This window comes from Dermacoccus nishinomiyaensis, from assembly GCF_900447535.1.
In the GTDB taxonomy this organism is placed as follows: domain Bacteria; phylum Actinomycetota; class Actinomycetes; order Actinomycetales; family Dermatophilaceae; genus Dermacoccus; species Dermacoccus nishinomiyaensis.
The window spans coordinates 2,498,397-2,524,735 of record NZ_UFXX01000001.1 but is presented as its reverse complement, the minus strand read 5'-3'; the positions used below and the strand labels follow the sequence as shown (position 1 = coordinate 2,524,735).

Below are 26,339 nucleotides of genomic sequence, written 5' to 3'. Positions count from 1 at the left end.
ACCGGGCGTGTCAGCGACCGGCTACGGGGCGGGAGATCGAGGTGCAGCGTCGGATCAGCGAGGAGGTACCCGGCGACGATCGCGTCGCGGGCCCACAGCCGGATGACGCTGCGTCGCTGATGCTGCGTCGATACCGATGGTGGCGCTTCGTTGCCCTGCCTGTCACGACCGTGCGCGCGGATGAAATCGCTCACGAGGTCGGGGGTGACGTCGGCGCAAATGAGGGCGCCCGTCGCGTAGGCGTAGCGGTCGAATCGCCCATGAGCAGGGTGAACTTGTCGACGGTCTGAGGCGACATGTCGCCCGCACTGGCACGCTCGCGCCAGGTGGCGATGAGGACGCGGATGGCGGTCGATAGCGGCGTATCACTCATGGCGGCCACCAGCACATCGGCCTGGTCGAGAGTCAGTGGTGCCGGTCGCGTGGCGGTCATGCGCCCATCCCCAAGTGGTGCTCATGTGCACCATTAGAGGTGTAGGCACCGACAACCCCGAAATTCCGGGCAAAATGGGGTGCATGAGTGACGCCCGCACACCGCGCACAGCCCGCTACGTCGCGAGTGGCAGCTGGCCCGATGCGGTGCTGCGCGACGACGCCCCACCGCACGTAGAACGCGTGCAAGCGACGTGCCGCAGCCTGCGTGACCACCTCCACGCGTCCGGCGAGTCCGTGCGTAGCGTCGCGGGCGCGCGCCAATGTCGCGCACACGACGGTGACGCGAGTGCTCCGCGGTGAGACGTGGTGCGACGTCGCGACACTCGCCGCGCTGGAAGACGCGCTCGACGCAGACGTGTGGGTCATGCGCGGTTCGGAGAGTTTTGGGCATGGGGCACCCCAGGAGTGATGATTGCGTGCCCGCTGGGGGTGCCGTAGCATCGAAGGGCGGTTCCAAGACCTTGATGACGGCTCTCGTATCGCCAGTTGACGCTGGCGGCGGGAGCTTTCGTCTTTTCTGGGTGCACCCGATACGGGTGCTCACTCATGTATTCACGTGCTCCTAGCTCCGAGCCCGCTTGCGGCCCGGATCGGTCGGGTAGGGCTCGTGACCGAACAACTCCGTCGCCGGCTTGGACGCCATGCGAGACGCGCCGCAGTTCCTTGTCGCGGCGCAGGCCGGACAATCGTCTGGTCGATCTGATTGTCGGTTGGTGCCGCGTCGCCGAACTGTTCCTTGACGGCTTCGCGGATGTCCTTATTCGCGATCGGGGTGCCATCCGGGGGGATGACTGTGCGCACCATGTCTCGCTGCGTCAGGGGCGTCACCCGGTAGGCGCGCCCACTCCCATGCAGCAGCAGACTCACGTCCTTGCCGCCACGGCTCGGTGCGGTCGTTGCTGCATTGTCGATCAACAGGTCAACGAGTTCGCGGGCAGCGTGCACAGCACCTGCTCGATCAAGAGCCGGTGCAGCCGCAACAAGGGTTCCTTCGGTCACGGGAACACCCTGATCAACGATGCGGGTCAGCTCAGGCTGGTCCACCTCTTCTCGAACGCGTCGCAGCAGTCCGAGAAGAAGTCGACTTCCCAGTAGTGGCGCGGTTTCCCGGCGACCGTAGTAGTAAATCTGCTTCGTCATATTTAGGCAGCTCGCGCCCAAGCCTGATGGTCTCGCACATGTGCCTTTGCAGGGCCGTTTGCACGCCTGGCACGTCCCGATCAGGGCAACCCCGCAAAAGAGAGTTGAGCGTTTCCGCTACTGCCACGGCGACCACACCGCGTACCGTGACGCCGACGACGCGACCGGCCTCCAGGCATTTCAACCATTCGGTGTCACCCATGTCGGCGGGTCGAACGGTGGACGCTTCCCAGTCCACAACTCCGCCTTCCGGGGCAGCGCTTCGCTCAATTTCGCGTCCGGGGTATGGGCGGGTGCCTCAGGATGCTGAGTCATGCCACACTGGCGCCAGGAGCTCGTCAAGAGTCGCGTCGAAGGCCCTTGCCAGCATGAGCCAGGTGCGCAAGTCGCCCTTCGCTGCGCCGCGGGCGATGTTGGTGAGGGTTTGCCGGTGCAGGCCGGATGCTTCAGCGAGCTGCTCGAACGTCATCCCCGACTCCGCGCGGGCGGTGACAAGATATCTCGCAGGCGGCTTAGGTCTGGTTCGGGTGACGGCACGCCTCCCACGTTCTGGGCTGCCCCCCGCACGCACAGTACATAGTCATGTACTTTCATGGCGGGGGTTGGAAGTGCTACCCCCTAGTGTCACGCGTCTGAACTTGTTTGACGAGTTGGGTGGGGCGATTGTAGTTCAGCGGTTACTGTATCGTTCAGTGCATGCTGACTCTTGCTTCCCGCTTGGACGCCATGCAGCGTCTGGGCCGGGCGATGGCCGACCCCACGCGTTCACGGATCCTTCTGTCGCTTCTGGCGTGCCCCGCGCATCCGGCAGAGCTCGCCAACGCGCTAGACCCTGACGCGCTCGAATGTGTCGAACCACCTGGGTTGCCTGCGGGACTGCGGGATCGTGGTCGGCACCCATGAGGGCCGCCAGGCCCTTTACGAGATCGCTGACCCCCACCTCGCACGTGCGCTCACCGAGCTGGTCGAGGTCAAGCTGGCCGTCGACGCGGACGCCCCCTGCCTCGACGTCGCCTGCGAGGTGCCTGGTTGCCACGACGGCAGGTCCGGCGCATGACGGCCGCGGCGCTGCTCCAAGCGATCGGGCTCTTCATCGCGACCAACATCGACGACATCATCGTGCTCTCGCTCTTCTTCGCCCGAGGTGCCGGACGCCCCGGGACGACCGCGAAGATCTTGGCCGGGCAATACCTTGGCTTCGTCGGGATCCTCGCCGCCGCACTCGTGGTGACCTTGGGGGCGGGGTGGGCGCTGCCAGAGGAGGCGATTCCCTACTTTGGGCTCATCCCCCTCGCGCTGGGTCTCTGGGCTGCGTGGGAGGTCTACCGCGGCGAGGGCGACGACGATGATGCCGCCGTGTCAGGTAAGAGCGTTGCCGTGGCGACCGTCGCCGGCGTCACCTTCGCCAACGGTGGGGACAACATCGGCGTTTACGTCCCGGTCTTCCTCAACATCAGTACTCCCGCTGTCATCACCTTCTGCATCGTTTTCCTCGTGCTCGTGGCAGTGCTGGTGGCCACCGCCAAGTTCGTCGCCACGCGTCGACCCATCGCCGAGGTCCTCGAACGGCGGGAGCACATCCTCTTCCCCATCGTCCTGATCGGACTGGGCGTCGCAATCCTCGTCGGCGGCGGCGCGTTCGGTCTCTGATGTCACGCGCCTGAACTGGTTTGACGGGTGGCGTGGGGCAGGATTTCCTCGGCGGTCTTGGTCCAGATGAATGGGTGGCAGCGCTCGTTCCAGCCGTCGATGAAGGTGCTGATCGCTGTGACGAGTTGCTTGACGCTGTCGAAGGAGCCGCGGCGGATGGCCTGTCGGGTGATGATCCCGAAGAAAACCTCGACGAGGTTGAGCCAGGACCCGCTGGTCGGGGTGAAGTGCAACGTGATCCGCGGGTGCTTGGCCAGCCACTGCTTGATGTCCTCGTGCTTGTGGGTGTGGTAGTTGTCCAGGACCACGTGCAGCTCCCGGCGCGGGTAAGCCCTGGCGACCTTCTTGAGGAAGTCGAGGAACTCGGCCTTACCGTGCCGGTCGTAGCACTGGTCGGTCACCGCACCGGTGGCTACCTCGAGAGCGGCGAACAGCGTGGTGGTGCCATTGCGCTTGTAGTCGTGGGTCGCCTTCTCCGGCAAGCCTGGTCGCAGCGGCAGGATCGGCGCGGTCCGGTTCAAGGCCTGGATCTGGGACTTCTCATCCACGCACAGCACGACCGCCTTCTCCGGTGGGTTCAGGTACAGCCCGACCACGTTGATTCTGTCAACCTCGTTTGGCCCCAGGGTGACGGTTTGATCCGGCCCCGCCGGAAGTGAATCGCCGGTAAGTGTTCGCCGACGACGACGTGCTGTATGCCCGCCGTCGCGGCGACCGGCGTGTCGGCGAGAATCACCCGCATCCGTCCTCACGGCCAGCCAGCAGGGAAGGATCGCAGCTTCACCGGGACCACCGACGTTCGTGCTCGCTCAGCCGGGCCAGCCGGTGGGGCTGGCATGGTGGCTGCACCCCGGCTGCGGCCAGGACCGTAAGGAGATCTATGCCAAGCCCTCGCAGATCAAGTCCCGTGACCGTTTGATCCGCCCCCTCGGTGTGGCGCGGAGTGAACCGTCGCGGGAGGCGAAGGACGGCTGCTAGCGCGTCATGGTGAGGGTTCCCAGTAGTCCGGCGATCAGGAACCCGGCGGCGAAGACCAGGAAGCTGACCAGGGTCATCGACGCCAGCTTGCCCCGACTGGGCCGGTCGGGCATCGCCTGGTGCGGTGTCTCGGCCGGCGGCGTGGTGGCCGGGACGAGCCGGTATCCGCTGAGCGCCGCGCTGGCCGCCGCTACCGCGGCCGCCTGCGGAACCGGGGTGCCGTCGGGGCGAACCGTCATCATGCCGTGCTTGAGGCCGTGATCCACCAACCACCAGTTCATCGGCAGCGCCACGACGAACCCGGCGCACAGCGAGATCGATATAACGAACCAAAACGTCGGCCCGGTCGGGCTCATCGCGTCCATGTTGTGGGTCATCCAGGGCACCATCACCGCGGTCATCCCGCCCATCACCGTGTTCATCGACAGCAGCTCGGACATGAAGGTGCCGGTCAGCGACCGCCGGTAGGAGCTGAACATGCTCTTCATGAACAGGGCCTGGAACACTGTCCATCCGAAGATGAACCCGAGCGCGTACTCGCACAGCACGTCCGCCCACATCGGCAGGCCCAGCCGGGAGGTGATGACTGCGGCGGCCAGGATCCCGATCCCGTCGCCGGCCACGCAGTGCATGGTGGAGCCGACCACCTGCCGCCATTTCGCAGCGACGTACAGCTCGTGGGTGCCGGGCAGCGGTTCGCGGCAGCTGAGCACGTACAGCAGCGCCCCGAATAGGCCGCTGAACGCGGTGATGATCACGAACCCCCACTTCATCACCGTGGCCTCGGGGGTGGTGTGGATGTCGACGGCGACGAACGCAACTGCGATCGCGACCTGGATGAACCACAGCAGCATTACCCCGTCGAGAATCACTGCCCGCCGCCTAAAACTTGGGGGCCCGCCGACCGAATCACCGAGTCGAAACGCCGGGCATTGCCGGGTGGCGGAGCGGTCCGCCACGCGCCTTCACCGGTGGCCCTCACCGCGTTTGCTGTCCGCATGGTCATGGGGCTTCGCTCCTTCGCCGAGGTCATCGAGACTGGGTCAGGTCGTCGCCGAGCGGCGACTGGGTCGCTCATTTTGCGGGTTTCATCTCGTCCTGGACGACCCATTTGTGGTTCTTCATTGTCATACCACCGGCGGTGTAGTCGACGACGTAGACGGTCTGGTCGGTCGAACTGGCGATCGTGGCGGTCGCGCCCTTCATGCCGGGCATGTGGTCGGCGGTCAAGACCACCTTCGTTCCGTCGGCGAGCCGGCCAGTGCCGGCGTTCTTGATTTCTTGCTGCACCACCCACTTGTGGTCCTTGACCGCCGGCCCGCCGGTAGTGGGGGTGTAGTTCACCGCGTACGTAAAGGTGGAGTACGCCCCCACGACGGTGGCCCGGGCACCGTTCATGCCCGCCATGTGATTCGCGGTCAGAATCACCGTGCTACCGACCGGGTACGTGGGATGCGCAGCCGGCTTCATCCCGACCGGGACGGGACCACCGTCGCCGTGGTGCATCGGCATGGTGGACGAGCTCATCGACATGTGGCTTATGGGGGTGCTGGAACCGGTGCCGGCCTGATCACCGGAACCGCCCGAGCACGCGGCCAGCGCAGCGGCAGCTCCGGTAGCCGCCAGTGTCAGCAAGAGTCGTCGGGGCAGTTTCGAGTTCGAGATGTCCATCCTTCCACCATATACCCCAGGGGGGTATATGGTGGAAGGTGGGGGTACACGCGTCATCGCGCTGCCTGCACCGTTGCCTGGCTGTGGGCGAGTCGGTAGCTGGTGGTGCCGGTTTCGATGATGGTGCCGTGGTAGGTGAGCCGGTCCACGATCGCGGCACATAGGCGGGGATCGGTGAACGTGTCGGTCCAGCCGCTGAAGCTTTGGTTGGACGCGATCGCGATTGAGTTCTTCTCCTCACGTTCGGTGAGGACCTGAAACAAGAGTTCCGCGCCGCGGCTATCTAGTTCCATGTAGCCAAGCTCGTCGATGATGAGCAGGTCGACGCGGCCGTAGCGGGCGATGGTTTTCGCGAGGATCTTATCGTCGGCGGCTTCGACGAGTTCGTTCACTAATCGGGTGGCCAACGTGTAGCGCACCCGGTGACCTTGCTCGGCGGCCGCGGTGCCCAGCCCGATGAGCAGGTGGGTTTTGCCCGTGCCCGAGTCGCCGATCAGGCACAGGGGTTCGCCTTTGCGGATCCAGTCGCCCTTGGCGAGCTGGTGGATGGTCGCTGCCTCGATCGCCGGGTTCGCGGTGAAGTCGAAGTCACCGATCCATTTGCTGCGGGGAAACTGCGCCGCCTTCACACGACGCATCGACGAGCGGCGATCGCGATCGTCGACCTCAGCCAGGAGCAGTTCGGCCAGGAACCCCGGATACGACAGCTGTTCCTTCTTGGCCACGCCGATCGCTTCATCCAGCACCGCCCGGATCGTCGGCAGCCGCAACCGGCGGCAGGCTTGGTCGACGGCGGCCAGGGCGGCTTCCTCGGTCAGGCCGCGTCGTCGCCGCAGAGTCGGAGTGATCGCGGTCCCGGGCGCAGTGGGCATCAGCTGGTACTCGCTTTCGTCGGGCCCTGCGCGGCGGCGGTGGTGGTGCGGCGTCGCGGCAGAAGTTGGTCGTAGACGGCCACCGAAGGAACCGGCCGGGTATCCGGCGGAAGACCGGCGATCACCGCAGCCGGGTCAGTCAAGCGTCGTTGTGTGAGACTGACAACGCGTTGCTCATGAACACCGTCGTGAGCAACAAGGTGACCATCAGAACTGGCCCCACCTTCGCCGCCGATGCCAGCGTCACAGGTTGCCGCGTGCCGGCGGGCTTCGACCGCGACGACCTCGGCGGTCACCGCCCCCACCCGCAAGGCGGCCGTGATGCCGGCGACCACGGCGTCGGCCGGCAACCAGCGGTGCAGCAGCAGAACGTCAATGAGCTCTTTGGTGCCATCGGTGTCGCCGTTGACCCTGCGGGAGGCGGCCCAGAACGCGTCATGCGCGGGCGTGAATGTTCCCTTGGCGCGGGCATCGGCCAGGGCGGTCGAGCCCGGTAACGCGCCGGGCTTGTGTCGCAGGACTTCCAGGTAGTGGTCCAGGTCGACGACGCGCCCGCCGCGGGCGGCGACCCGCGGGTGGGTGGCCACCAGGGTGTGGCCGTCGAACACGACCAGGTGCGAGGCGCGTAGCGAGACGCGGACCTTGCGGCCGATCAGGTGCGCGGGCACCGAGTACTTCATCATCCGCACGGTGATCATCGCGGATCGGTCGACGCGTGGGTGCAAAACCAGCCCGGGGTCGAACCTGTCGATCGGCAACGGTGCCAACAGGTTTCGTTCAGCAGCGTAATCGACACCGATGGTGGCCAGCTTCCCGTCGATCCGCCGGCTGTCGTCGTCGGCTTCCCATCCACGGATCTTGTTGAATCGCCCCGGGTTTGTTAGAGGCTCGTAAGTGCCGTCCCGGCGGGCGCCGGCACGGGGTTCTCATGATGGTAGACGTCCTCGAACTCGACCGGAGGGACCAGCCTGATCTCGCCGTGCACACGACGATGGTTGAACCAGTCGATGTACTCCGCGACCGCGATCTCCAGGTCCTCGATGGACTTGAATGGCCCCTTGTTCCGGATCAGCTCCGCCTTGAACAGCGAGTTGAACGCCTCCGCGAGGGCATTGTCATACGAGTCCCCCGTCGAGCCGACTGAGGCGACTGCGCCGGCCTCGGCCAGCCGCTGGGTGTATCGCACGGCGACGTACTGGACTCCTTTATCGCTGTGATGCCGTAGCCCGGCCACGTCTTGGCCTGCGCGCTGACGCGTCCAGAACGCCATCTCCAACGCGTCCAGGGCCAGGTCCGTGCGCAGCGACTTCGACAGCTGCCAGCCCAGCACCCGTCGGGAGAACACGTCGATGATGAACGCGGCGTACACCCATCCGCTGAAAGTGCGGCAGTAGGTGATGTCAGCGACCCACAGCTGGTTCGGAGCCGCCGCGGTGAAGTCTCGCTGGACCAGGTCTTGACGCTCATCCGGGCCGCGGCCTGGGACCGTGGTCCTCGGTCCCTTCGCGCGGCTGATCCCGCGCAGGCCTGCGGCTCGCATGAGCCGCTCCACCGTGCACCTGGCCACCTGCAGGCCCTCCCTCCGCAGTTGCGCGTGGACCTTCCGGGCCCCGTAGACCCCGTAGTTGGCCTCATGCACCCGCCGGATTTCCACGAGCACCTGCTCATCGCGCAGGCTGCGCACTGAAGGAGTGCGCGTCTTGGCCGCGTAGTACGTGCTCGGTGCGATCTGTGTGCCTGCCGCGGACAGCGTGGCGCAGATCGGCTCGACACCGAACTCGTGCTTGTGTTCGTCGATGTAGTCCACGATCAGCGCTGTGGGCGGTCGAGCTCCGCCGCGAAGAAAGCCGACGCCGAGCGCAGGATCGCGTTCGCCCGCCGTAGTTCACGGTTCTCCTTCTCCAGCTCGGCCACCCGGGCGGCTTCGCTGGTCGTGATTCCGGGGCGGTGGCCGTGGTCGATCTCGGCTTGGCGGACCCAGTTGCGCAGCGTCTCGGGATTGATCCCGAGCTGTTCTCCTACGCGGCGGAATGCTCCGGTCCTCGTGGCGGGGTCTTGACGGGCTTCCAGCGTCATCCGCGTGGCGCGTTCGCGGAGCTCGTCGGGGTACTTCCGTGGTGCGGGCATGCTCTGCATCCTTCCGTTGGATCAGAGCCTCCACCAGACCCGGAGCGATTCATGTCGTTGAGCTCGTCCAGGGAGCCGACCTCGGGCATCGGGGTCAGGTGGTTGCGGCGGAACCAGCCGACCTCACCTTCGACGCCGCCCTTCTCATGCGCGCCGGCGATGCCGGGCTGGCAGTAGAACGAGTCGAACCCGTACGCCGATTTGAACAGCACCCACCTGTCGTTCTCCTTGCGGCGACGGTCACCGCCATGCAGGACCGCCAGCACTGCGGAGGTCAGGTTGTCATACCGGATGTGCCGGGTCGGGACCCCGCCCAACGTTTCGAAAGCGTCGATGTGGCCCTCCAGGAATGCTTCCTGCGCGCAGTCGGGTAGACCCGATGCACCGCCTTCCCAGAGAAAGACAGGCGGTAGATGAACATGTGGCACTTGGTCTTCACCCCAGCCAAGATCACGTAGACCTCGCCGAAGTCCACCTCGGCTTCCTCGCCCGGTGCGTGTTCCTGCGGGACGAACGCCTCCTCGACACGGCGACCGGCCTCCACATCAATTTCCGCGCGCCGGACCCGCACGTAGTCCCGCACCGTCGAATACGACAAGTCGGTCGCGGCGTACTCGTCGATGAGCCGCGCCAGGATCCTGGTCGCGGTGTGCCGCTGCTTGCGCGGTGCTTCCAGATCGGAGCGCAGCATGGCGTCGATCGTGTCCTTGAACGGATCCAACCGCGGTGAAGACCTGATTGGCGTCTTCCGTGCCGGCGGTGTCGCCGACGCCAGGGCTTGCCGCACCGTGCGCCGATGCACCCCGTGCCGGTTGGCCAGCGCCCGAACGCCCAGGCCCTCGACCCGCGCGTCCCGGCGGATCGCCGCGAACAACTCCACCCGTGACTCCATCCCAACCCCGATCGCTCGAAACCAGTAGATGAAGCCAAGGTTCGGGTGGGGCCAGATCAAACCGTCATAACCGCCCCGGCAAGTCGCACATGGGGCCAGATCAGACCGTCACAGTGGGGCCACACCAACCTGTCACAGCCACCACGTCGCGGACCTTGGCCTCCAGCTCCGGGTCTGTGGAGAACTTGAACGTCTCCCGCCGCCATGGCTTGACCCCGTACTTGCGCCAGGCACGGGCGACGGTGGCATCCCCGATCCCCAAGTGCCTGCCCAGCAACCGCGAGGACCAATGCGTCACCCCGAGTTTGGCCGGTGGCGGCTCGAGCGTGGTGGCGATGATCACAGCATCATCGATGCGTTTCGGTCGGCCCGAACGCTCCTCGTCCTCGAGGCCAGCGAGCCCGTCGACGGCGAACCGGTCACGCCACTTGATCACAGTCGGACGCGAGACCCCGACATGCCGCGCCACTGCCGAGGTGCCCGTCCCCGCCGCGACGGCCAGCACGATCCGCGCACGCTGCGCACGTCCCGCCGGCAACGTCCGCGACCGTGTCCACGAGGTCAGGGTCGCACGGTCCTCTTCGATGATCTCCAGCACAGGTGACGGCATATGCCACCATCCCATACTGTCAACGAATTAATGACGCGCGACACTAGCTGCCACCACCACCACGCAGAAAGGGCCGCCACCATGAACAAGTCACCCACACCAATCCTCGCGCGCCGCAGCGTCCTCACCCTCGCCATGACCGGCGCACTCGGCGCCCTGGCAGCCTGCGGAGGCGACAAAGAACCGGCCAAGGCAAGCATCAGCGGCACTGGTAGCGCGCCGACCACAGCGAACTCACCCAAGATCACCCCCGTCGACGGGTTCTCCTCCACCGCGGCATGGTCGAGCACCCAGGTCAAAGACCTCGCACCGCTCGTACCGGTGCCCGAGGCAGGCGCAACCTGGTATCAGGACCGCGCCTGGTTCCCCATGGCCACCGGCACCGACCCTGCCACCGGCAGCCGAGACGTGCACATTGTCGCCCTCGACCCGGCCACCAAGAAGGTCACTGTCTCTCCCGTCGTGAACAAGAAGCTAATGGACGGCACCCGCACCCAGTGGGTGACCATCACACACCCCAGTCCCGCCCTATTGCTCGACACGGGCGGGTTTAGCGGCGGCTCTGTCCTGGTAAAGCTCAGCGGGGGCACCATCACCACGACGCCCCTATCGGTGCCTTCCGTCGACAGTGAAGCGCCCTGGGTTTGGTTCCGACCCACCTGAAGGAGAATCGGACCATGCCCAAGAAGTACGACCAGGACTTGCGTGAGCACGCCGTCAGGATGGTGCTCGACAAGCGCGCCGCCGAAGCATGCTCACAGCGGGTCGCGATGGACGCTGTCGGAGCCTCGCTCGGCATCGCGCCGGCGACCATCCGTAACTGGATGCCCCGTGTCGGCGAACAACTAGCCATGGCGGGCGCGGCAGCGCCGCGTGAGTCGCTCGAGGAAGAGAACCGGCGCCTTCGCCGCGAACTCGCAGAGACACGGCGCGCGAACGAGATCTTGAAGAAAGCATCGGCTTTTTTCGCAGCGGAACTCGACCGCCCCACGACGAGATGATCCGGTTCATCGACGAACACAAGGGTCAGTTCGGGGTCGAGTCCATCTGTCGCGTTCTGCGCGCGACGGACTGTGGGTTCATTCCCCCGCAAGCGGGAGGTGCCCCCACCTCCCGCGGCTACCGGGCCGCGAAGACGCGCCCGCGCTGCGCGCGAGCGATCCGCGACGATGTCCTCGTGGAGGAAGTGAAACGCCTTCACGCCCAGAATTACGGCGTGTACGGCCAGCGCAAGATGTGGCACGCGATGCGCCGCCGGGGCTGGATGATCGGGCGTGATCAGACCGCCCGGCTCATGAAAGTCGCTGGGCTGCACGGTGTTCGGCGCGGGCGTCGCCCGTTCACGACCGTCGCGTCGAAGCTGCCCGATCACCGCCCGGACCTGGTCGAGCGTGACTTCCACGCGATGGCGCCGAACGAGCTGTGGGTTGCGGACATCACGTACGTGCGCACCGTCGGTGGGTTCGCGTACACGGCGTTCATCACCGATGCGTGCACAAGGAAGATCGTGGGCTGGTCGGTCGCGTCATCGCTGACGACGCAGGCATTGCCGCTGATCGCGTTGCAGCAGGCGATCACCACGACCCCGGCGGCGCGTCAGGGCGGGCGGCTCGTGCATCACAGTGACCGCGGAGTCCAGTACGTTTCGCTGGCGTACACCGACACGTTGGCCGAGCACGGCGTTGCGCCTTCCGTTGGGACAGTGGGCGATTCGTACGATAACGCCTTGGCTGAGACGGTGAACGGCTTGTACAAGGCCGAGCTGATCTACTCGCGCACGACGTGGCCGTCGACGTCGGCGGTTGAGTTGGCGACGTTGGAGTGGGTGAGCTGGTGGAACCACCAGCGCCTGCACGAAGCCCTCGGCTACCGCACCCCAGTCGAGGTCGAAGCGGCTTACGATCAATCCCACACGAGCACCCTCGTCACCACATAAGCGCGGAACGAAACCCAGGGCGCTTCACAGCTTCAACGCCGTATGGATGGGCGACGTCATTTTCGCGATTGCCACACGTAACGGCGAGGGAAGCGGATCATTCTATGACCCCACTAAGAACACCTACACTACGCTCGCGCCGCAACACGGTGGGCGCATCATCGGCGCCAGCGTCAACGGCGGCAAGGTCATGCCACTCGAGCTCGTCGGCGGCACTGAAGGTAAGCCGACGACTCGTCTGTATGCGAACGGCCATGACGCATCCAGCGGCATCGCCGGTGACGAAGGGCAGGACCGCGCCATTCACGCGATGGCCTGGACCACCAACGGAAAGATCGTGCTCAGCGTCGATGGGCCAACCAATGGCGACGTCATCTATGTCCCTTACGGAACCGACCTGAAACCCGCCGCTAGGGGCGCCTACCCGCGCCAAGGCAACCCGGACCGGTTCGATGAGAGCAGCATCGGGGATGAGACCCAACCCCAGGCCATCTCTGCCGACCGCACCCAGGCCATCCTGAGTAATGGCCTGCTCTACGACACCGTGCAGAACAAGATCACCCGCGGCATCTGGACAGACCCGGTGACCATGTCATGGGACCTGAACAACACCGCAGTCACCACGGGCCACCTCTACGGCAACGCATCCTCGCGGAACCGCGACGCAAGAGTGCCCACTACTGGTGCCTACGCCAGCACCACCGGCGCCCTCACCGAACAGAACCAGCCGAACAAGACCGCACCCGCGCTCGTACTGCCCAACGGAGACGGACTGTTCCTTGACGAGGCAGCTGAAGTGCTAGCCGGAAGCTGAGGCCGTTGCGTGTCGCGCCGAGCGCAAAGACGCGAACTGCCCGGCCGAGTGCTCCCGTGCCGCGCACCGGACGTTAAGGCACTCCCCAACTGCGGCAGCCCGCCAATTTCGAAAGACCACCGCTGGAGCGGCCGAGAGATAGGCTCCCACCATGCTTGGATTCGCAGTTGTTGACGCGCACCCCGGAGCCGCTCAGTGGGCGGTCTGGCTAACGTCCCGAACTGGGACAGCGATGGTCGACCACACCAACGCCGTTGTTCTTGATCGAGCCGCTCCCGACTTCGAGTCGACCTTTAACAATCTCCTTACGGAGCGCTACGTGCTACTGACCGACGGCAGCTCCATCGGCGACAAGCGGCCCGCCGCAAACTTCGATGGTCTCTCTCTTCTGGAGGAACGCACCACCGCCCTGCACGCCGAAATCCTCTCGGCCATTGCCGCATACAAGCACAAGACGCGCAACGCGAACCTAGCGGTCCCGGATGCGGTGCCCGCGCGTACGTTTACGCCGGCCACCACTGACACGCCAAGCGAGCGAGCCCTCGCGTCTGCCAACTACCTTCGACGCGTGTGGCGCGATTGGCTGGAGACGGAACGTGAGAGAGTTCGCCGAACCACGCATCCTCGGACCGGGGATACGCCGTGGATGATGCCCGCCGAGCTAAACGAGCCGGATATTCGTGCCCTCCCATCAGAGGTCATCAGCCTATTCACTGGGACGGTCTCCTGATGGACGGGCTCGACTTCACGGCCATCGACTTCGAAACAGCGAACTCCTACCGGGGATCACCCTGCTCAGTGGGCCTCGTGAGGTTCCGAGGGGGCCGCCCCGTCGATCGCGCCTACTGGCTCATCCGACCCCCGGCGGCAGCATCACACTTCGATGCGTTCAACACCCAACTCCACGGCATCGACGCCGACACTGTCCGTGACCAACCGTCATGGGCTGGTCGCCTAACCGAGATTGTCGAGTTCATCGGCGACGACATTGTCGTCAGCCACAACGCCAGCTTCGACATCGGCGTTATCCGCTACGCATGCGCAGCCGACGGGATCGCCTGGCCGCGCATCGACTTCTTCTGCACCCTCGTCGCCGCCCGACGCCACCTGCGCCTACCCTCATACCGCCTCCCCTTCGTCTTGGACGCCTACGGGGCGGAAGTGAACGACCACCACCATGCCCTCGCCGACGCAGAAGCCGCAGGACGCGTCGCCGTGCTCATGGCTCAGCAGCTCGGCGTCACGAGCATTCCCATCCTCGCCGAATCTGTCGGCACCGTGATCGGGCACATGAGCGCCGACCAGTTCACCGGCTCGGTCAGCATCGCGACAGCGCGTGGGGGCAGCGCTGCACTCGCTCTACCTGATGCGAACCCCGACGCTGACCCGTCCGGTTACCTTTATGGCCGGACCGTGGTCTTCACCGGGGCACTCATGTCGATGACACGACAGATGGCCTGGGACGCCGTCGCGGATGCCGGTGGCCAACCAGCACCCACCACAACGAAGAAGACCAATGTCCTCGTCATCGGAGACTTCAACCCCGCCAGCCTTCGCCCCCGCGCGAACGTCTCTGGAAAGGCAGCCAAGGCGTTTGCGCTGCAAGACAAGGGTCAAGACATCGAGTTGATGACCGAAGCTGATTTCCTCCAAGTCCTTGATGGCGTGTCCACCCTGGACGAGCAACTTCAGCATCTGACTGTTCAGCCAAAAGCAAAGCCGGACGGTCCCGGTCTGGAACCGGTCAGCACACCGTCGTTCCGGCCGCTGCAACTTCCCGCAAAGGCCACTACACAGCTGTGCAGTGAGGCGGACTGTGGTAGGACCGCTGCGTTCCGCACCCGCACACGACCCACATGGTGTGTCGAGCACATTGACAGCATGCTCGCCCAGGCTGGATTACGACCACTCGAAGGCTTCACCCACCCCAACTCGTACCGCCTTACCGAGTGCCTCACCTGCGGCTGCCAAGCGCACTACCGGCTGGAGTACGTTCTAACCAAAGCGGCCGAAGGTGAACGCATCTGCCGTGCCTGCTACTGGGTCGAATGGTCACGCACCGCGGTCCGCCTCCAGGACGAGGCGCTTCAGCGCGCAGGGCTCACCCCCGCCGAGGTCGAACTCTTCTACGCCGAACACGGTGACCCCCACATCGTGCGCACGCATGACGCCGAGCGCTTCGCACTCGACGCGACAGCGAAGCACCGGGACGCGCTCGGGGACGCCCCCGTCGACAGCGACCACCTCGTGCAGCGAGTCCGATGCCAGCACTGCGGCAAGATCGACGTCTTGCGCTCGAACGATCTCTACCACTGCACTTGCTGTAAGTGCTAGACCGCCTAGTCTACCGGAGGCCGCGTCAGTTGACTACATTAACGAACAGCGCTCGATTACTCCGGGTAAAAGATGAAATCTAGCCATACCTGCGCAGTTTCGTAGGAGCCATCATTGGCTCGCTCTCGCGCTTTACGGGCTGCGTCTGCGTAGAGGCCTACTAGTCGAGCCCTGTCGGTACGGCTGACCTGCGGGCAAGCCTCGATTCTGCGCCCGTCGAACTGTGACGGGTCGTTCATTGAGGCGAGCCCGCCAACATGGAGCGCATCGAGCAACCAGCAAAAGTCATGTAACAACAGGAGGGGCGGGTTGTTGAGGACGTGCTTGGCGGCGCGCATCTCTAGGTAGAACGAGGACAGCCCCACATTCTGGCGGTGGTTCCATGACTTCACCAGGCGCATGAATTTCTTCGCGCCGGGTTCCTTAGATTGGGCGCTATCGACGTAGGCCAGGTGCTTGCGTGGGTTGCTGCGAATCCACCCCGTTGAGACAGGGTCGGGTATGAGATAGTCGTCTGAGATGAAGTCCAGATAGGCGGGCACGATTTCAACGTCGGGGCTGCCATCGTTGAATTGCACTCGAACGGCTGGCCGGTTGATAGTGACGGTCGCTCTCCAGAGGTGCGTGGCCAGGCTGGTGCGGAGCGATTCGAGGATGTCTTTGCTTGCGCTGGGCCTAGCTCCGCGTAGGGAGAGGAAGTAATCGACGTCGCTCATGCTGCGTACGGCGGTGCCATGGGACCAAGACCCCGTTTCGCGGAAGCCGTAGTTGCCCATGAAGGTGGTCTCCGCCCAACGGTTCAGCGCAGCACGGTTCCGTGCAGCCGCAGAACGGTCCCTGGCAGTGGGTGTGGCGTCCGTGATGACCTGAGTCAAGAAGTCCTCGGGTCTCACGCGTCCACCTCGTGCGTTTGGCCTCCATTTTCGATGTTCGTCTTCGCGCGCTGGTAGGCGAAGCGTGGGGGTGGTGCGGCCTGCGCATTGATCCGCTTGGACTGCTCCGCGAGAGCCTTCACCGACTCGTAAGAGGCGGAGGGGTCCATGTCTGGCAAGCCGAGCAGACGTAACCGCCGTGCGTCACCTTGGATCGCCAGGTACTCGTTTGCGACGCTCTGCGCAGCGTCCGCCTGTGTTCCCGGGCGTAAAGTTGTCAGTACCGCCGCGGATAGGGCGGCTGCGATGGCTAAGCCCCCGCCGAGCATTTGCAGGTCGCCGCTAGCAAACGTGAGGACACCCCCGATGCCACTCGCGCCGGTGGCGAGTCCTCCCAGAACCCAGTTCCAGGCCCGCCAAGACTTGGCTGCTTCAAACTGGCTTTGAGCGGCAAACTTCGCGCTCTCCTCCAGCCTGGACGCTTCCTGTTCAAGTGGAGTCATCTCGCCCTTTCGATCCTGGGACCGCGCCGAAGGTTGCATGGCCAAGTTAACGTGCACATCAGGTGTTTGTCGTGGGCATGGTCCGCGCCGGGGGCAGATGAAGGGTCCCAGGTCGCGCCGGTTGGCGTTCGCGGCCAGGCCCTGAGCGATGAGTTCTTGTGCCGCAGCGGCCCAGTCCGCGTCTCGCGGTGTGGTGGGGTCGGCGGACAAGACGACAGGAGGCGTCTTCGGTGCACGTTCCCGGATTCAGCATTTCGCGTTCCTGGGCTGCTTCGGCTCCCGCGTCATTCCGGGGCTAGAAAACTTTTCGCCCGGTCCCACGAGAGCGTGCGCCGAAGCGCGCCCGTCAGCCTAGCCGATCATCCGGGCGCGCTGGCAGGCCTCTCTCGGGAGGCCGCCCTAAGATCACCCCATGCCCACCTGGCGAAGCCGTTACGTGCCCACCCCGCTCGGGGTCATCCGCGCGACCCCGCCTCCCGCGTCGACGCCGCCCGAGGAGACGTCGTTCGAGCCGCTTCGCGACGAGGACGACCAGCCGCCACCCGAGGCGACGATCGTCAACTCGGCGATCTACGCGGGCGAGCAGAAGGTCAGCGACGCCGGGTCGATCGCCGAGGCGTGGCGCGAACTGCACCACCCGTCACACCACGACCACGGCCCGCGCATGGCGTGGATCGGCATGACGCAACCGACGCCGCGTCAACTCCAGCAGGTCGCGCGCATCTTCGACCTGCACCCCCTCGCCGTCGAGGACGCGATCGTCGCGCACCAGCGCCCCAAGCTCGAGCGTTACAACGAGACCCTCTTCGTCGTGCTGCGCCCCGCGACGTACGACGATGCGACGGAGACGGTGAAGTTCGGTGAGATCCACGCCTTCATCGGCCCCGACTTCGTCATCACGGTGCGCCACACGGCGCAGCCGGTCCTCACGCCCGTGCGGAGCCGCTTCGAGAACGACCCCGACCTGCTCGCGCGTGGGCCGCAGGCCGTCCTCTACGGCCTGCTCGACTTCATCGTCGACGGGTACGCGCCCGTCGCCGCCGGCCTCGAGAACGACATCGACGAGATCGAGACGCAGGTCTTCGAATCCGACCCGACCGTGTCGCGCCGGATCTACGAACTCTCCCAGGAGGTCATGGAACTCCAGCGCGCCGTCAAGCCGCTGCAGACGATGCTGCGTGGCCTCGAAGCCGGCGCCGCCAAGTACGGAACCGACGACGAGATCATCACCGCCCTGCGCGACGTGCGCGACCACGTCACTTCGATCGTCGAACGCAACGACAACTTCCGCCAGTCACTGTCTGAGATCCTGCAGCTCAACGCCATCCTCGTCGCGCAGACGCAGAACGAGGAGATGAAGCGCCTCGCCGAGGTCGCCAACAACCAAGCCGACGAGGTCAAGCGCGCGTCCTCATGGGCCGCCATCCTCTTCGCCCCGACCGTCGTCGCCGGCGCCTACGGCATGAACTTCGACCGCATGCCCGAACTGCACTGGGCGTACGGCTACCCATTCGCGCTGTTTCTCATGGTCGCCGTGTCGTTCTGCATGTGGCTCGTGTTCAAACGCAAGAACTGGCTCTGACGGCGACGCGGCACGGCCCGCTCGGACGTCACTCGCCCGCGACGCGGTGACCCCGCTCACGCCCACGCCCACGCCCACGCCAGAGCAGCCTCACCCCGCGAGCGCCTCCTCGACACTGACGACCGGCCGGTCGGTCGCCTCGGCGACGGCGGCGTTCGTCAGCTGCCCGGCGTGCGTCGTCAGCCCGCGCCCGAGGGCAGCGTCGCGCTGGCATGCGGCGCGCCATCCGTCGTCGGCGATCTGCAGCGCGTGGCGCAGCGTGACGCCCGCAAGCGCATGGGTCGACGTGTGCGCGACGGCGCCCGGCATGTTCGCGACGCAGTAGAAGATGCTGTCGTGCACCCGGAACGTCGGGTCGGCGTGCGTCGTCGGGTGCGAATCCTCGAAGCACCCGCCCTGGTCGATGGCGATGTCGACGAGCACCGAGCCCGGCCGCATCCGCGAGACGAGCTCATTGCTCACGAGGGTCGGCGCCTTCGCACCGGGCACGAGCACCGCGCCGATGACGAGATCCGCTCGCAGACAGGCGTGCTCGACCTCGTGCGCGTTGCTCATCACCGCCCGCATCCGCCCACCGGTTGCCGTGTCGATCGCCCGCAGCCGTGCGGCATCGAGATCGAGGACGGTGACGTCGGCGCCCATTCCGAGCGCGACACGAGCCGCGTTGAACCCCGACACGCCGCCGCCGAGCACGACGACATCCGCGGGGCGCACCCCCGGCACGCCGCCCATGAGCACGCCGCGCCCGCCGTACGGCTTCATGAGCGCCTGCGCGCCGACCTGCGGGGCGAGGCGCCCGGCGACCTCCGACATCGGTGCGAGCAGCGGCAGCGACCCGTCGTCGCGGCGCACCGTCTCGTAGGCGATCGAGGTGACACCGCGCTCGAGAAGCTCCCCCGTCAGCGTCGGGTCGGCCGCGAGGTGCAGGTAGGTGAACAGCACCTGGCCCTCGCGCATGCGGTGATATTCCTCGGCGACCGGCTCCTTCACCTTGAGGATGAGATCACTGTCGGCCCACACCTCGTCCGCGTCGTCGACGATGACGGCGCCCGCCGCGCGGTAGTCGTCGTCGGTGAGGCTCGAACCGTCCCCGGCGCCGCGCTGCACCCGCACCTCGTGCCCGTGCAGCACGAACTCGTTGACGCCCGCCGGCGTGCACGCCACCCGGAACTCGTTGTTCTTGACCTCGCTCGGAACACCGACCCGCATGATCTTCTCCTCCGACTCCTTCGACGTGACCGTGATCACTTGCCACGCTAGGAGTTCACCGCGCTACGAGCGAGTAGGGCCGGGCCGAGCGCCGTCAGAGCCGTCACATCCGCCCGCGATCCCACGCGGGCAGGGCTGCGATGAACGCATCGAGGGCATGGATCAGCAGCCGCCCGTCCCCCCGTTCGAGCAGCCACCCACGCCCCATCCGGCCCAGCGAGCGCGCCCGCCATGCAAACACCGGCCATGCAGCTGAGCGAGCTGACGAAGAACCTCGGCAGCCACCGGGCCGTCTACGACCTGACGCTCACCGTGCGCGCGGCTCGATGTTCAGCGTCGTCGGCCCGAACGGCGCCGGCAAGACGACGACCCTGTCGATGGCGACCGGGCTGCTGCGCCCCGACGGTGGCCGCGTCGAGATCCTCGGCCACGACGCATGGCGCGACCCGGCACGCGCGAAGTCGCTCATCGGTGTCCTGCCCGACGGCCTGCGCACCTTCGACCGCCTCAGCGGCCGCGAACTGCTGCGTCACACCGGCCTGCTGCACGGCGTCGACGTCATCGACGTCGCCCGCCGCAGCGACCAACTGCTCGACGCGCTCGGCCTCGACGAGGCCGCCGACAAGATCGTCGCCGACTATTCCGCAAACATGACGAAGAAGATCGGCCTCGCCTGCGCGCTCATCCACGCCCCGCGCGTCTGGGCGCGCGGCAGCTCGAGCGGACGCTGCCCGAACTGCTCGCGAAGATCAACACCTGAGCCGTGCGACGCCCTGACGGGCGCGTCCAGGCATGCTCGTGATTGCATGGGTACTCACCGGTAACAACGAAGAGGACCGCATGAAGCACTGGATGCGCCCCGCCCTCGCGATGCTCGCCGTCGCCTGGGGCGGCAACGAGTTCACGCCCCTGCTCGTCATGTACCGCACGCAGCATCACCTGGCGCAGGTGACGGTCAACGTGCTGCTCTTCGCGTACGTCCTCGGCATCATCCCCGCGCTGCTCATCGGTGGGCCGCTCTCCGACCGCTACGGCCGGCGGCGCCTGCTCGTCCCCGCGCCGTACATCGCGATGCTCGCGAGCGCCGTCCTCGCGTTCGCCCACGCCAACGTCACCGTGCTGTTCCTCGGGCGCGTGCTGTCGGGCATCGCGCTGGGTCTCGTCATGGCCGTCGGCTCATCGTGGATCAAGGAGCTGTCGAGCCCGCCGCACGACGACGCGCCCGACGGCACCGGCGCCAAGCGTGCGTCGATGTCGCTGACGGCCGGCTTCGGCCTCGGCGCCGCGTTCGCCGGCCCCCTCGCGCAGTGGGCGCCCTACCCCGACGAGCTGTCGTACCTCGTCAACATCGTCGTGACGGCGATCGCGGCCGTGCTCGTCCTGCGCACGCCGGAGACGGTCGACGCGGCGTCGCGCTCGACGTCGTCGTTGCGTGACGATCTGCGCATCCCCGCCATCGGCCACCGTCGGTTCCTGTTCGTCGTGCTGCCGATCGCCCCGTGGGTCTTCGGCGCCGCCGCGTGTGCGTACGCCGTCCTGCCCGCGCTCATGTCGTCGCACGTCTCGTCGGCGCCGATCGCGTTCTCGGCGCTGCTGTGCGTCGTCGGCCTGACGTGCGGCTTCCTCGTCCAGTCTGTCGGGCGCCGCATCGACTCCCCCGGCACCACCCGAGCGGTGCGCGTGGGGCTCGTCGTCCTCGTCGTCGGCATGCTCGCCGGCGCGCTCGCGAGCCGCGAGCTCAACATCGCCACCGCGATCCTCGGCAGCTTCTGCCTGGGCGCCGGCTACGGCCTCGCGATGGTGAGCGGCCTGCTCGAGATCCAACGTATCGCCGGGCCCCGCGACCTCGCCGGGCTGACGGCCGTGTTCTACGGCGTCACCTATCTCGGCTTCGCCGTCCCCGCGATCATGGCGACGCTCGCGCAGGACGCCGGGTTCAGCTACCCCGCGATGTTCGAGTTCGGCGCGATCATGGCCGCGCTGTGCCTCGCCATCGTCGTCATCGCCGACCGTCGGATGCTTGCGAACGGCTGAACGGCTTGCGGGCGCAGCTCACACGACGATTCACTCGAAGACCGTGAGGAGCACGATCGCGACGACGGCGGCGATGAGGAAGCTGCTGATCGACGAGGCGAGCAACCGCTCCGACGTGCGCTGCGGCACGAGTTCGGGGTGACGCTCGCCGTCGGCCCGGCCCGTGAACGGCGACAGGATGACGGGCGAATCGACCGGAACATAGGCCCGCGCGGCGCCCTCCAACGCGTCGAGGTCGGCGGGCGCGAACATCGAGATGCCCGCGACGAGCAACGGACGATCGCCCCCGTCGAGGAAGACGATGGCGTCCTCGGCCGTCCACCACCGGAAGCGGCGCGGCACGATGCGCGCGGTCTCGTTCCACGCGATGAAGACCTGATCACGCCCACCGGCGAGATACTCGACGCCGTCCTCGTCGACGCGCAGGCGCGTGCGCATGTCACTGAGGAACGAGAAACCGAAATAGGCGACGAAGAAGACGACGACCGCGACGATGTTGCCGACCGACGGGCGAATGGCGAGCACGGGCGCCGCCAGGACGGCGAACAGCACGACCTCACAGGCGTGACGGCGCCAGAACGCCCACGGGCTCGCCTCGATGACCACGGGGCCTAGTCAACCAGACCGCGCCCGCGGCGACGAAGCGGGCGCGGGGGCCGATCGAGCCCCCAAGACTCCACCGACCCCGCCCGCGCATCGCCCAGCATGCACACCCCTGAGCATCGAGCGCGACGCACGGCTGACCGCCGTTCATTCATACAGACGCCCGACATCCTGAGCCGGTTGCACCCCACCGCAGACTTTTTTTCGACCGGGAACTCCTGCTCGGGCCCAGGGCGCTCGCGCGAGCGCCCGCCATGGGAGACAATCCACATGACGCGGGGAGGCACCCTGCGACGAGCGAACCAGGGAGCCACCCGACGATGCACCGCCTCACCCCCAGCACCCACGCCGGCCTTCGTGCCGGCTCTCGTGCCGGCGCAGCCGCCCTGCTCGCCGCGGGAGCCATCGTGCTCGGCGCGCCAGCGGCAACCGCCGACCCCACCGCACCGTTGAGCTCGCCGAGCACCGGCGCGGGCGTGAGCAGCGCCGTGTTCCAGAGCGCCACGTGCAGCGCATCCGGCGGATACTCGGCCCTCGTCACCCTGACGAACGCCGCCCCCGAAACCCAGACGTTCTCATTCACGACCGGCGCCGGAGGCGGCGCGACACCGGCAGCGACGAGTGTCGGCGCCGGTCAGAGCCTCACCGTGCGCGTCAGCACACCCTCGCAGGCCCGTGCCATCTTCGTGACGACGGCCTCCGGCGGCTCCGCTGGCTCGCTGCCCCTCAGCGGCTGCGGTGACGCACCGTCCACATCTTCGACGTCGCTCGCGACCGCTGAGCCGACACGGACACCGCGCCAGAGCACCTCGCCCGCCCCGACGAGCGACGAGCCGACGCTCGCGCCCACGATCGCATCTACGGGCGCATCGAGCCCCGCATCCCCCCTGGCCCCCACGACGCCGATGGCACCGACGACACCGCGCAGCAGTTCGACGAGCGCCACCTCGTCGCCCGAATCGTCTTCGTCTTCGTCCGGGTCGTCTTCGTCTTCGTCGTCGAGTCGTTCCAGTTCGGCGTCGTCGACCAGCACCTCCAGCCCGTCGCTCGCCCCCTCGGACGCGGCATCAGCCGACGAATCCGACTCGAGTTCGACGAGCCCCCTGCTCGTCGCCGGCGGTGTCGGCCTCGCACTGCTCGGCCTGGCGCTCGCCGTCACCGTCATTCGCCGCGACTACCACTGACGCAGGATCGTCACGGCAGACCACCACGACCCCGCTCGAAGCACGCGCCACACGAAGAAGCGCCCTCCCCGTCACGATGACGGGGAGGGCGCTTCTCAGGTGGCCGCGCGGGCCGACCGATCACATCGATCAGAGGCGACCGTAGGTCGAACCCGACAGCACCGGGTACAGGCCGGTGACGGTGCCCGGGTGGCGCGCCTCGTAGACCATGCCGTTGCCGGCGTAGATCGCGACGTGGCCCGGCAGGAAGACGAGGTCGCCGGGGCGCGGGTCGCTGACGGGCGTCGTCATCGCCTTGATGGCGCCCGACTGGTGCGGCAGCTGGATGCCGGCCTTCGCGAAGACCATCGCGACGTAACCGGAGCAGTCGGCACCGGAGGTCGACGATCCGCCGTAGACGTAGGGGATACCCGTCAGGCCCGCGGCGATGGAGACGACTCCGGAGTTCGAACGCGAGGCGGAAGCCGTGTTCGTGGCCTTCTGCGCGCTCGAGGCGTAGGTCGGCGTGGCCGAGTGCGTCGTGGTGGCGTGACGCACCGTCGCGCGGTGCACGGGTGCCTGCTGGTGACGCGGCGTCTGGGCGACCGGGCGAGCCTGGGTGTGCTGCGAAACCGCCTGGCGAGCGTGCGTGCGATGCACGCGCTGGTGCGTCGCGGTGGCGCGCTGGGTGTTCGTCGACTGCGACGCGGCGCGGTGGGTGTTCGTCGACTGCGACGCGGCGCGGTGGGTGTTCGTCGACTGCGACGCGGCGCGGTGGGTGTTCGTCGACTGCGACGCGGCGCGGTGGGTGTTCGTCGACTGCGACGCGGCGCGGTGGGTGTTCGTCGACTGCGACGCGGCGCGGTGGGTGTTCGTCGACTGCGACGCGGCGCGGTGGGTGTTCGTCGACTGCGACGCGGCGCGGTGGGTGTTCGTCGACTGCGACGCGGCGCGGTGGGTGTTCGTCGACTGCGACGCGGCGCGGTGGGTGTTCGTCGACTGCGACGCGGCGGGCGCGGTGCGCTTCTTGACGACGATCGAGCGACGCTGCGCCGGCTCGGCGATCTTCGCCTTGCGCTCGGCCCTGACGGGCTTCACGGAGGCCGACGTCAGCGCACTGCGGGCCTGCGAGCGCGACACCTGCTTCAGCGCCTGCGACGTCGCGCGCGTCGACTTCTTCGCGGCGGCGGGCTTCGCGGCGGCCTTGGCGGCGGGCTTCGGGGCGGCCTTGGCGGCGGGCTTCGGGGCGGCCTTCGGGGCGACGACGAGCTTCTTGGCCGGCGTGACGGTCTTGAGCTCGAGGGGTGTCGTGGCGGCAGCCGCGGCCTCGTGAACGGCGCCCGACTCAGGGGCCGCACCGGCGCTCTGCGTGATGCCGAGACCAGCGACCAGACCACCGGAGACGGCGACGGTCGTGGTGAGCATGGCCAGGGTGCGCGTCTGCTTCACAGGACGCAGCGGGCCCGGCGTGTTCTTGATGGACAATGTGCAACCTCTCGAACGCCTGTGAGGTGAGCTGTCGGGTTCGGACCTGTTGCTCGGCCCGGCTCTCGGCGCTTCGTGCGTGCGACGCGAGCTTCACCCCGAGTTCTTGATCTGCGCTTCGCGGATCAGGAACGAAGAAGTGGGTCCCCCACCCCTGCCAGGTGGTGTAGCTGACATGACTCGCGCGCCGCAGGCAGGGCTCGGCGTGTTCGGCACGCGAGTGTTCGTTGTCGAACCAGGTAAGACGGTAACGAATCAGTCACGACGACGGTGAATCAGGAACCGGCGAGATAGGCGTCATTTCGGCATCGAGCACCCGTCTCAGGCCCCGTTCGTCGCGCCACCAGCGGAGGTTCAGAATCCGTTACAGAGTGTGCTCGTGATGAACATCACATGCAACCTCAGGCCTGCTGACCCGTCACGGACACGAATACGTGCGAGGCGATGTCCTCGGGCAGCGACACGGCGTCGTCAGGCCGATCGGCGACGGCCGCGTGGACGCGGTCGCCGTCAGCACGCACGTCGAGGGCCACCCCGGGGCTCAGCCCGACGCTCGTCAGCACCGCGAGAGACTCGGCGTCCGCTTGCGCGGGCTCGCCGATGCGGCGCACCACCACGCGCAGCGACTCGCTGCCGGCCACCTCGACGAGCGACTGCACGCCGTCACGGAAACCCTCCGGCGCCTCGCCCCAGCCGAGCTCGTCCAGCCCGGGAATCGGGTTGCCGTACGGGGACAGGCCCTTGTCGACGATGAGCTCGAGGATCTTGCGCTCGACGCGCTCGCTCATGACGTGCTCCCACCGGCACGCCTCGTCGTGGACGTACTCGAGCTCGAGGCCGATGACGTCGACGAGCAACCGCTCCGCGAGGCGATGCTTGCGCATGACGCGAGTCGCGAGCAGGCGCCCCTCGGGTGTCAGTTCGATGCGCCGGGAGTTCGCGACGTGGAGCAGACCGTCGCGCTCCATGCGCGCGACCGTCTGCGACACCGTGGGCCCGGAGTGGCCGAGGCGCTCCGCGATGCGGGCGCGCAACGGGGGGATGCCCTCTTCTTCGAGGTCATAGATGGTGCGCAGATACATCTCGGTGGTGTCGATCAGGTCAGTCACGACGACAAGAGTGCCACCTCCGGCGCCGCCGCGCACGGGTGCTCGCGATACCGGCGTCGGTGGGGCGAGGCTCGGAGCATCAGTCGCGCGAACGGATCGCCTCGAGCGGACCGCCGGAATGAGCAGGCGCGACGGGCAGTGCCTCGGAGGTGTTCGTCAGAGCGATGTTCGTCAAGGGAGCGACGTCGGCAGGGGTGAGGCCGGGCGAGCCGCGAAGGCAAGGGGGCCGAAAGAGAAGAACCCGAGGCGCGCGCTCACGAAGAGCGCTGCGGCCTCGGGGTGAAGCGCAGCCGCCAGGGGGGAGGGAGTGCGGCGCGCTT

25 protein-coding genes, 5 pseudogenes, 1 riboswitch and 2 other annotated features are annotated in these 26,339 nt (G+C 66.9%); of the genes and pseudogenes, 11 read left to right on the top strand and 19 right to left on the bottom strand.

Going from position 1 to position 26,339, the window contains the following annotated elements; all coding sequences use genetic code 11:
* A partial coding sequence (locus tag DYE07_RS14990) for a hypothetical protein (protein ID WP_218564388.1) occupies positions 1-194 on the bottom strand: 194 nt, incomplete at its 3' end.
* The gene (locus DYE07_RS11790) at positions 191-433 is read right to left on the bottom strand and encodes a hypothetical protein (RefSeq protein WP_147286933.1); all 243 of its coding nucleotides are present in this window, start codon (positions 431-433) and stop codon (positions 191-193) included. The genes DYE07_RS14990 and DYE07_RS11790, both read right to left, overlap by 4 nt.
* A gap of 83 nt (positions 434-516) precedes the next feature.
* On the opposite strand from DYE07_RS11790, the gene DYE07_RS14545 reads away from it, so the two are divergent.
* The gene (locus DYE07_RS14545; RefSeq protein ID WP_147286932.1) at positions 517-735 is read left to right on the top strand and encodes a hypothetical protein; all 219 of its coding nucleotides are present in this window, start codon (positions 517-519) and stop codon (positions 733-735) included.
* Between the two features lie 252 nt (positions 736-987).
* Here the strand turns inward: DYE07_RS14545 and DYE07_RS14540 are convergent, their stop codons facing one another.
* Positions 988-1,575, bottom strand: coding sequence for a hypothetical protein (locus DYE07_RS14540; RefSeq protein ID WP_147286931.1), 588 nt, complete (start codon positions 1,573-1,575; stop codon positions 988-990).
* A 298-nt stretch (positions 1,576-1,873) separates the two neighbouring features.
* Positions 1,874-2,146, bottom strand: coding sequence for a helix-turn-helix transcriptional regulator (locus DYE07_RS15235; RefSeq protein ID WP_256594831.1), 273 nt, complete (start codon positions 2,144-2,146; stop codon positions 1,874-1,876).
* Positions 2,147-2,271: 125 nt separating this feature from the next.
* Here DYE07_RS15235 and cmtR point away from each other — a divergent pair.
* Both cmtR and DYE07_RS11770 read left to right on the top strand, forming a co-directional pair.
* Positions 2,272-2,632 (top strand): annotated as a pseudogene (gene cmtR, locus DYE07_RS11775) (Cd(II)/Pb(II)-sensing metalloregulatory transcriptional regulator CmtR).
* Positions 2,629-3,225, top strand: coding sequence for a cadmium resistance transporter (locus DYE07_RS11770; protein WP_006947316.1), 597 nt, complete (start codon positions 2,629-2,631; stop codon positions 3,223-3,225). Before cmtR ends, DYE07_RS11770 begins: the two are co-directional and overlap by 4 nt.
* A gap of 2 nt (positions 3,226-3,227) precedes the next feature.
* On the opposite strand, the pseudogene DYE07_RS11765 reads toward DYE07_RS11770, so the two are convergent.
* From DYE07_RS11765 to DYE07_RS11730, 8 genes and pseudogenes are all read right to left on the bottom strand, one after another.
* A pseudogene (locus DYE07_RS11765) lies at positions 3,228-3,824 on the bottom strand (IS630 family transposase); the annotation flags it as partial.
* Between the two features lie 375 nt (positions 3,825-4,199).
* Complete coding sequence (locus tag DYE07_RS11760; protein ID WP_115297032.1) at positions 4,200-5,057, bottom strand: DUF4396 domain-containing protein; 858 nt, start codon at positions 5,055-5,057, stop codon at positions 4,200-4,202.
* Between the two features lie 220 nt (positions 5,058-5,277).
* Positions 5,278-5,874 carry a YdhK family protein gene (locus tag DYE07_RS11755; protein ID WP_074046615.1) on the bottom strand — a complete coding sequence of 199 codons (597 nt, stop codon included), beginning with the start codon at positions 5,872-5,874 and terminating at the stop codon, positions 5,278-5,280.
* A 53-nt stretch (positions 5,875-5,927) separates the two neighbouring features.
* Positions 5,928-6,746: an IS21-like element helper ATPase IstB gene (gene istB / locus DYE07_RS11750; protein WP_074046616.1), complete on the bottom strand. Its 819-nt coding sequence runs from the start codon at positions 6,744-6,746 to the stop codon at positions 5,928-5,930.
* Positions 6,746-7,609: pseudogene (locus DYE07_RS11745) on the bottom strand (Mu transposase domain-containing protein); the annotation flags it as partial. The pseudogene DYE07_RS11745 and the gene istB, both read right to left, overlap by 1 nt.
* Positions 7,610-7,626: 17 nt before the next feature.
* Positions 7,627-8,873 (bottom strand): IS3 family transposase gene (locus DYE07_RS11740; protein WP_115297116.1). Its coding sequence is split into 2 segments (ribosomal slippage): positions 7,627-8,594 and positions 8,594-8,873, totalling 1,248 coding nucleotides; the frame shifts between segments, so codons are not numbered across the junction.
* Positions 8,467-8,595, bottom strand: a sequence feature (AL1L pseudoknot). (Overlaps the previous gene by 129 nt.)
* 44 nt (positions 8,874-8,917) lie before the next feature.
* Positions 8,918-9,765, bottom strand: a pseudogene (gene istA, locus DYE07_RS11735) (IS21 family transposase); the annotation flags it as partial.
* 133 nt (positions 9,766-9,898) lie between these two features.
* Positions 9,899-10,375 (bottom strand): annotated as a pseudogene (locus DYE07_RS11730) (helix-turn-helix domain-containing protein); the annotation flags it as partial.
* An 81-nt stretch (positions 10,376-10,456) separates the two neighbouring features.
* Here DYE07_RS11730 and DYE07_RS11725 point away from each other — a divergent pair.
* From DYE07_RS11725 to DYE07_RS11705, 5 genes are all read left to right on the top strand, one after another.
* Positions 10,457-11,038 carry a hypothetical protein gene (locus DYE07_RS11725; RefSeq protein WP_147286930.1) on the top strand — a complete coding sequence of 194 codons (582 nt, stop codon included), beginning with the start codon at positions 10,457-10,459 and terminating at the stop codon, positions 11,036-11,038.
* Positions 11,039-11,052: 14 nt separating this feature from the next.
* Positions 11,053-12,311 (top strand): IS3 family transposase gene (locus DYE07_RS11720; protein ID WP_115297030.1). Its coding sequence is split into 2 segments (ribosomal slippage): positions 11,053-11,335 and positions 11,335-12,311, totalling 1,260 coding nucleotides; the frame shifts between segments, so codons are not numbered across the junction.
* Positions 11,334-11,465: a sequence feature (AL1L pseudoknot), on the top strand. Its footprint overlaps the gene before it by 132 nt.
* Positions 12,312-12,357: 46 nt before the next feature.
* The gene (locus DYE07_RS11715; protein WP_115297029.1) at positions 12,358-13,125 is read left to right on the top strand and encodes a hypothetical protein; all 768 of its coding nucleotides are present in this window, start codon (positions 12,358-12,360) and stop codon (positions 13,123-13,125) included.
* 232 nt (positions 13,126-13,357) lie between these two features.
* Positions 13,358-13,855, top strand: a complete 498-nt coding sequence (locus DYE07_RS11710; protein ID WP_115297028.1) for a hypothetical protein — start codon at positions 13,358-13,360, stop codon at positions 13,853-13,855.
* On the top strand, positions 13,855-15,459 hold the full coding sequence (locus DYE07_RS11705; protein WP_115297027.1) for an exonuclease domain-containing protein: 1,605 nt from the start codon (positions 13,855-13,857) through the stop codon (positions 15,457-15,459). The genes DYE07_RS11710 and DYE07_RS11705 overlap by 1 nt, the downstream gene beginning before the upstream one ends.
* Before the next feature lie 56 nt (positions 15,460-15,515).
* Here DYE07_RS11705 and DYE07_RS11700 read toward each other — a convergent pair whose 3' ends face one another.
* Both DYE07_RS11700 and DYE07_RS11695 read right to left on the bottom strand, forming a co-directional pair.
* Positions 15,516-16,352: a nucleotidyltransferase domain-containing protein gene (locus DYE07_RS11700; RefSeq protein ID WP_050786391.1), complete on the bottom strand. Its 837-nt coding sequence runs from the start codon at positions 16,350-16,352 to the stop codon at positions 15,516-15,518.
* Complete coding sequence (locus DYE07_RS11695; RefSeq protein ID WP_172462999.1) at positions 16,349-16,834, bottom strand: SLATT domain-containing protein; 486 nt, start codon at positions 16,832-16,834, stop codon at positions 16,349-16,351. The genes DYE07_RS11700 and DYE07_RS11695 overlap by 4 nt, the downstream gene beginning before the upstream one ends.
* A gap of 412 nt (positions 16,835-17,246) precedes the next feature.
* Here DYE07_RS11695 and DYE07_RS11690 point away from each other — a divergent pair, with 412 nt between their 5' ends.
* Complete coding sequence (locus DYE07_RS11690) at positions 17,247-18,416, top strand: magnesium and cobalt transport protein CorA (RefSeq protein ID WP_237723769.1); 1,170 nt, start codon at positions 17,247-17,249, stop codon at positions 18,414-18,416.
* 90 nt (positions 18,417-18,506) lie between these two features.
* Here the strand turns inward: DYE07_RS11690 and ald are convergent, their stop codons facing one another.
* Positions 18,507-19,625: an alanine dehydrogenase gene (ald, locus tag DYE07_RS11685; protein WP_115297159.1), complete on the bottom strand. Its 1,119-nt coding sequence runs from the start codon at positions 19,623-19,625 to the stop codon at positions 18,507-18,509.
* A 326-nt stretch (positions 19,626-19,951) separates the two neighbouring features.
* Between ald and DYE07_RS11680 the strand changes: the two genes are divergently transcribed.
* Together DYE07_RS11680 and DYE07_RS11675 are read left to right on the top strand one after the other, a co-directional pair.
* On the top strand, positions 19,952-20,449 hold the full coding sequence (locus DYE07_RS11680) for an ATP-binding cassette domain-containing protein (RefSeq protein ID WP_074045645.1): 498 nt from the start codon (positions 19,952-19,954) through the stop codon (positions 20,447-20,449).
* Between the two features lie 16 nt (positions 20,450-20,465).
* Complete coding sequence (locus tag DYE07_RS11675; protein WP_074045646.1) at positions 20,466-21,659, top strand: MFS transporter; 1,194 nt, start codon at positions 20,466-20,468, stop codon at positions 21,657-21,659.
* 30 nt (positions 21,660-21,689) lie between these two features.
* Here DYE07_RS11675 and DYE07_RS11670 read toward each other — a convergent pair whose 3' ends face one another.
* From DYE07_RS11670 to DYE07_RS11655, 4 genes are all read right to left on the bottom strand, one after another.
* Positions 21,690-22,265 carry a hypothetical protein gene (locus DYE07_RS11670; RefSeq protein WP_006943240.1) on the bottom strand — a complete coding sequence of 192 codons (576 nt, stop codon included), beginning with the start codon at positions 22,263-22,265 and terminating at the stop codon, positions 21,690-21,692.
* 631 nt (positions 22,266-22,896) lie between these two features.
* A complete protein-coding gene (locus tag DYE07_RS14815; RefSeq protein ID WP_040014145.1) occupies positions 22,897-23,427 on the bottom strand; it encodes a hypothetical protein in 531 nt (176 codons plus the stop codon).
* Positions 23,428-23,575: 148 nt separating this feature from the next.
* On the bottom strand, positions 23,576-24,910 hold the full coding sequence (locus DYE07_RS11660) for a C40 family peptidase (RefSeq protein WP_115297025.1): 1,335 nt from the start codon (positions 24,908-24,910) through the stop codon (positions 23,576-23,578).
* 1 nt (position 24,911) lies between these two features.
* A riboswitch (cyclic di-AMP (ydaO/yuaA leader) is annotated at positions 24,912-25,092 on the bottom strand.
* Positions 25,093-25,311: 219 nt separating this feature from the next.
* Positions 25,312-26,019, bottom strand: coding sequence for an iron-dependent transcriptional repressor DtxR (locus DYE07_RS11655; protein WP_040014453.1), 708 nt, complete (start codon positions 26,017-26,019; stop codon positions 25,312-25,314).
* Between the last annotated feature and the right edge of the window lie 320 nt (positions 26,020-26,339).